4 protein-coding genes and 1 pseudogene are annotated in these 5,617 nt (G+C 71.7%); 1 reads left to right on the forward strand and 4 read right to left on the reverse strand.

The features are described 5' to 3' along the window. Positions 1-618 (reverse strand): annotated as a pseudogene (locus tag VXC91_RS41840) (VWA domain-containing protein); the annotation flags it as partial. 323 nt (positions 619-941) lie between these two features. On the opposite strand from VXC91_RS41840, the gene VXC91_RS41845 reads away from it, so the two are divergent. Continuing rightward, positions 942-3,008 carry a PhoX family protein gene (locus VXC91_RS41845; protein WP_329512595.1) on the forward strand — a complete coding sequence of 689 codons (2,067 nt, stop codon included), beginning with the start codon at positions 942-944 and terminating at the stop codon, positions 3,006-3,008. Positions 3,009-3,188: 180 nt separating this feature from the next. Here the strand turns inward: VXC91_RS41845 and VXC91_RS41850 are convergent, their stop codons facing one another. From VXC91_RS41850 to VXC91_RS41860, 3 genes are all read right to left on the reverse strand, one after another. Continuing rightward, the gene (locus VXC91_RS41850) at positions 3,189-4,202 is read right to left on the reverse strand and encodes an endonuclease/exonuclease/phosphatase family protein (RefSeq protein ID WP_408057606.1); all 1,014 of its coding nucleotides are present in this window, start codon (positions 4,200-4,202) and stop codon (positions 3,189-3,191) included. 100 nt (positions 4,203-4,302) lie between these two features. Continuing rightward, positions 4,303-4,725: a DUF7144 family membrane protein gene (locus VXC91_RS41855; RefSeq protein WP_329512596.1), complete on the reverse strand. Its 423-nt coding sequence runs from the start codon at positions 4,723-4,725 to the stop codon at positions 4,303-4,305. A 102-nt stretch (positions 4,726-4,827) separates the two neighbouring features. Further along, a complete protein-coding gene (locus VXC91_RS41860) occupies positions 4,828-5,607 on the reverse strand; it encodes an alpha/beta fold hydrolase (RefSeq protein WP_329512598.1) in 780 nt (259 codons plus the stop codon). Positions 5,608-5,617: the final 10 nt, after the last annotated feature.

Here is a 5,617-nt window from a genome sequence, read left to right on the forward strand (position 1 = left end):
AGGCTCCGGGTCGGGGGTGACGTCGGCGGCGGGCGCGGGCGTAGCTGCAACCTCCGGCTCCGCGCTGGCGGCGACCTCGGCGACAGGAGCGGGCGTGGCCGCAGCCTCCGGCTCCGGGTCGGTGGTGACGTCGGCGACGGGCTCGGGCACAGGCTCCGCGGCGACCTCGGCGGCGACTTCGGCCTCGGGCGCCTGCGCGGCCTCCGGCTCCGGCGTCTGTGCCGCTGCGGCCGCTGACTCGGCCTCGGCCTCGGCCTCCTCGCGCTCCGGCTGCGTCGAGACCGGTGTGACGGGCTCCGCCTCGGCGGTGATCGTCCGCTCCGTCGACACCTCGGGCGAAGGCTCCTCCATCGGGGTGACCTGCCGCGGCACCGTCACATTGTCGAACGCCGCCGACACCAGATCGTGCTCGTCCGTGGGGCCCGACGACTGCTGTGCCGGGATCTCGGGTGTCGCGGCCGACCGGGTGGAATCCGCGGCAGGCGGTTCCTGCGCCGTTGCGGCCGCCGAAACCGTCGGTTCCGTGGTCGTCGGCGTCTCCCGCGAGGGCTCCCCCTCGGCGGAGCGCCCCTTGCGTGAGCGGCCGAACGCGTTCCGCAGGAGAGTGAGAATGCCCATGTGCGCAACCCTTCGCATGAGTTGATGCCCGTCAATCCCTGGCCAGGACGGACACGTAAGGTTAGCGGTCACAGACGGCGATCTTGGGTAGGGTCCAACCATCGGAAGGGCCCGATGTCAACACCGCGATCTCGCCGTTACCGAGTGTGAGGTCCGCCTCGGCACCACCGCGCCGGACGCCACTGACCGCGCTCCTGGATCTCGCGCGCCAACCCTCGTACGGATCCATCCGGTTCACCGATCGTTCATGTGTCCGCCCTACTCCCGCACATCCGTCCACCTAGCGTCACGCCCAAACCAAAGGACCATATGGGGAGAGTAAAGTGCGCAAGCTGCTGCCACTGATCGGAACGCCGTCCGGCTCGCATCCCGGCGGTCGGTCCGCCCTGACCTGCCGCTACCGGTGCGGCGACGCTTGTTTCCACGAGGTGCCCAACACCAGCGACAACGAGTACGTCGGCGACGTCATCGCCGGCGCCCTCAGCCGCCGTTCCGCCCTGCGTGCCGCGGCCGTCGTCACGGTCGCGACCGCCGTCGGCGCGGCGACCGTCGCAAAGGCCCCGCAGTCCGCCGCGGCCTCCGCCGGCCGGACCACCACATCTCACACCGCCGCCGCCCGCGGCCTCCGCTTCGCCTCGGTCGCCCCCAACACCGCCGACGCCGTCACCGTCCCCGACGGCTACCGCCAGAACGTGGTCATCCGCTGGGGCGAACCCATTCTCCGCGGGGCCCCCGCCTTCGACCCCGAGAACCAGACCGCCGCCGCCCAGGCCGGCCAGTTCGGGTACAACAACGACTTCCTCGCCCTGCTGCCGGTTCCGGGCGAGCACGGCCGCCAGCTTCTCGTCGCCAATCACGAGTACACCGACGAGGTGCTCATGTTCCGGGGGTACGACCCCCAGAACCCGACCCGGCAGCAGGTCGAGGTGGCCTGGGCCGCCCACGGCCTTGCCGCCGTCGTCGTCGAGGAGGACAGCAGGAGCGGGAGCCTCACCGCGGTCCCCCGCCACCCCCTCAACCGCCGCGTCACCGCGACCAGCACGTTCCGTCTCACCGGTCCTGCCGCGGGTTCGGACCTCCTGAAGACGTCGGCCGACCCGACGGGCCGCAGGGTCCTCGGCACTCTCAACAACTGCTCCGGCGGCACCACCCCCTGGGGCACCACCCTCCACGGCGAGGAGAACTTCAACCAGTACTTCGCCAACGGGTCCAGCGCCACCGACCTGCGGTACGGCATCGGCACCTCCGTCACCGAGCGCAAGTGGGAGCGGTTCGACAAGCGCTTCGACCTGGCCCAGGAGCCCAACGAGGTCCACCGCTTCGGGTACGTGGTCGAGTTCGACCCGTACGACCCCACCTCCACGCCGCGCAAGCACACCGCCCTCGGCCGCTTCAAGCACGAGGCCGCCACCGTGCGGCTCACCGAGGACGGGCGGCCCGTCGTGTACTCCGGTGACGACGAGCGGTTCGACTACTTCTACAAGTTCGTCGGCACCAAGCAGATGCGGCACGGGAACTCCCGGTCTGCGCGCGAGCACAACCTCTCGCTTCTCGACGAGGGGACGCTCTACGTCGCGAAGCTCACCGGCGACTCCCCGGCGACCGACATCGACGGCAGCGGCAAGCTTCCGGGCGACGGCGAGTTCGACGGCTCCGGCACCTGGATCCCGCTCGCCACCGCCACGGCTCACGGGGCCGTGTCCCACGTCGAGGGCATGAGCGCCGACGAGGTCTTCGTGTTCACCCGGCTCGCGGGCGACAAGGTCGGCGCCACCAAGATGGACCGGCCCGAGGACATCCAGCCCTCCCCGCACACCGGGAAGGTCTACGTCGTCCTCACCAACAACACCAACCGCGGCAAGGCCGGCTCGCCGGCCGCCGACGAGGCCAACCCGCGCAACGGCAACAAGCACGGGCACATCCTCGAGCTCACCGAGGGCCACAACCGTGCGGAGAGCACGTCGTTCGCCTGGTCGCTCTTCCTCGTCGCCGGCGACCCCGCCGACCCCTCCACGTACTTCGCCGGGTTCCCCAAGGACCGGGTCAGCCCGATCTCCTGCCCGGACAACGTGGCCTTCGACCCGCACGGCAACCTCTGGATCTCCACCGACGGCAACCAGCTGGGATCGCACGACGGTCTCTTCGGTGTCGCCGTGCGCGGTGAACGGCGTGGTGAGCTCAAGCAGTTCCTGACCGTGCCGAAGGGTGCCGAGACCTGCGGTCCGCTCATCCAGGACCGGCGGGTGCTCGTGGCCGTGCAGCACCCGGGCGAGCTCGACGGCGCGACCGTCGAGAAGCCGGCCAGCACCTGGCCCGACGGGCCCGGGAAGATCGTCCGCCCGGCCGTCGTCGCCGTGTGGCGCGCGGACGGCAGTGACGTAGGGGTCTGACCCTCGGAACGGATCCCCGATGGGAGATGAGGGGGCGGCGCCCGGCTGGCGCCGCCCCCTTGGCCGGCCGGTGGCGGGATGCCCCAAGGCAGCGACAGCTCCACCAGCGACTCCCTGTTGCCGCCGACCACTGGATGCCACCCCGCCGGTCCGGCCATGGTCGGGAGCCCGACGACCCTCTCACCAGGCCGTGTGCCGGTGGAGCGTGACGTCCACGAGCAGGGCGCGGTGGTCGGTGTCCGCGATGTCCAGGAAGCGGGCCGAGTTCGCCGAGAAGTCCCGGGAGACGAGGACGTGGTCGATCTGGGCGCCGAACGGTGAGGCGGTCCTGGTGGGCCAGGAGGGCGTACGGGAGGCGCCGGCCAGGCGTGCGCTGTCGCGCAGGCCGGTGTCGAGGATGCGGCGGAATGCCGCGTGGTCCTGGGAGGCGTTGAAGTCCCCGGCGAGAATCGTGGGAGCGTCGCCGCGGGCCCCCGCGTACGCGCGCAGCTCCCCCAGTTCGTGGCGCCAGGGCGAGAGCCGGCCGGGGAGCGGGGGCAGAGGGTGGGCGAGCTGAAGGCGCACGGCGTGGCCCCGGACGTCGGCGACGGCTCCGGGCATGCCCATGGTGCCCGGCACACCGGGCGCGGCCTTCAGCGGGAAGCGGCTGAGGATGACGGACCCGTCGGAACCGGCGCCCTCGACGGCCTGCCGGTAGGGGTAGGTGCCCGCCGCACCGCCGAAGGCCCGCTCCAGGGCGGCGGAGCAGCGATACTCGCACTCCTCGACGAACACGATGTCGGGGCGCTCACGGCGGATCGCGGGCAGGAGGGAGTCCGTTCCGCGACCGAACTCCACATTGGACGTCAGCACCTGGAACTCGGCGAGCGGGGCGCCGGTCGGCTCGGCCGTCCTGCCGTAGGGCTCGATGAACCAGGCGAGCGCGGCGAGCACGAGGAGGCTCCAGACCATGCCGGTGCGCCAGCGCACGAGCAGGGCGAGCAGGAGGGCGAAGGCGGTGGGGGCGAGCAACCAGGGGAGGAAGGCGAGCAGTTGGGGGACGGGGGTGACCGCGTCGGTGTCGGCGGCACGGCAGCCGACGACGACGCTTACTCCCGCGAGCACCAGCCCGGCGAGCCAGGCTCCCGCGCTCCGCCCCCGGGTCCGGTGCCGGGCCTCGGCCGGCCCGGTCCGCTCCACGGTCGCTGTCTCCACGTGGCGCCGCCCTTCCCCCGGAGGACTCGATGCCCGGATCCTCCCCCGAAGACGGGGTGGGAGGGAGAACGGTTGCCCGTCGCGTGGTCCCCGGAACGAACTACCCCGTCGTACCGGTGCGGTCCGCCGTCACCAGGGACCAGATCACGAAGCCTCCGATCGCGATGGCGATGATGGACCAGATCGGGGCGTACGGCAGGAACATGAAGTAGAGGATCATGTACAGGGCCGCCAGCCCCACACCTGTCGCGCGCGCCCACTCCATGCCCTGGAGCACACCCCAGCCGGTGATCGCGACCAGTGCACCGACGATCAGGTGGATCCAGCCCCAGGTGGTGAGGCTGAACTCGTACACGTAGTTTCCGACGCTGACGTAGACGTTGTTCGTGGCGATGCCCGCGATGCCGTTCAGTACGCCCACGACCCCGCCGACGATCATCAGGACCCCGGCGAACGTCGTGCCGCCGGTCGACCACGCCGCGCGCTTCGGGTGAGCGGTGGTGCGTGCGGTGTTCTGGACCATGGGGTCGCCTCCTCTGGACGGGACGTTCATCCGCAGGTTCGCCCCCGAGGAGGGGCGACGCAGGGGGAGGTGAGCCGAACGGGTGACCGCGGGGCCGGTGCCTCAGGCGTCCACCCGCTCCAGGAACTCCTTCAGCACCGTGTCGAACTCCTGTGGACGTTCCAGGTTCGGCAGGTGCGCGGCGCCCGCCACCACCCGGAGTGTGGCGTCGGGGAGCGCCGCGTGCATGGCCTCCGCGTCCGCGACGGGTGTGTACGTGTCGTCCTCGCCGACCACCACCAGGGCCGGGACCGTGACGCGGGTGAGGAGGTCGCGGTAGTCGGGACGTTCCGCCCGGCCGCGCAGGGCCGCCGCCGAGCCCTCGGGGGGTGCGGCCGTCATCATGCGGTGCACGTGCGCCGCCACCGCGGGGTCGGCGTGGGGCGCGACCATCCGGTACAGCACCTCGTCGGCATACGGGCGCATGCCCTCGCGCAACAGCCGGTCCGCCATGGCGTACCGGTCCCGCCTGCCCTCCTCGGTCTCCGCCACCGGGAAGGTGTCCGCGAGCACCAGGCCGGCGATGCGCCCGGGGAACCGGGACCAGCACTCCATGGCGATCTGGCCGCCCATGGAGAGCCCGGCGAGGACGCAGCGGTCCACCCCCAGGTCGTCGAGGAGCGACGCGATGTCGTCGGCGAACACCGAGAGCGGGGTGACACCGGCGGCGACCGGGGAGGCGCCGTAGCCGCGCAGGTCCGGGGCGATCACGCGACGTGTGCGGGCGAAGGTGGCGAACTGTGGGGTCCACATCGAGCGGTCGAAGGGATGGCCGTGGACGAGGACGAGCGGCATTCGGGACGTATGCATTCCTTTGTCCTCATATGCAAGGAAGGGTGCCATGGCCTCGACC

This window comes from Streptomyces chiangmaiensis (assembly GCF_036281785.1).
Taxonomy (GTDB): Bacteria; Actinomycetota; Actinomycetes; order Streptomycetales; family Streptomycetaceae; genus Streptomyces; species Streptomyces chiangmaiensis.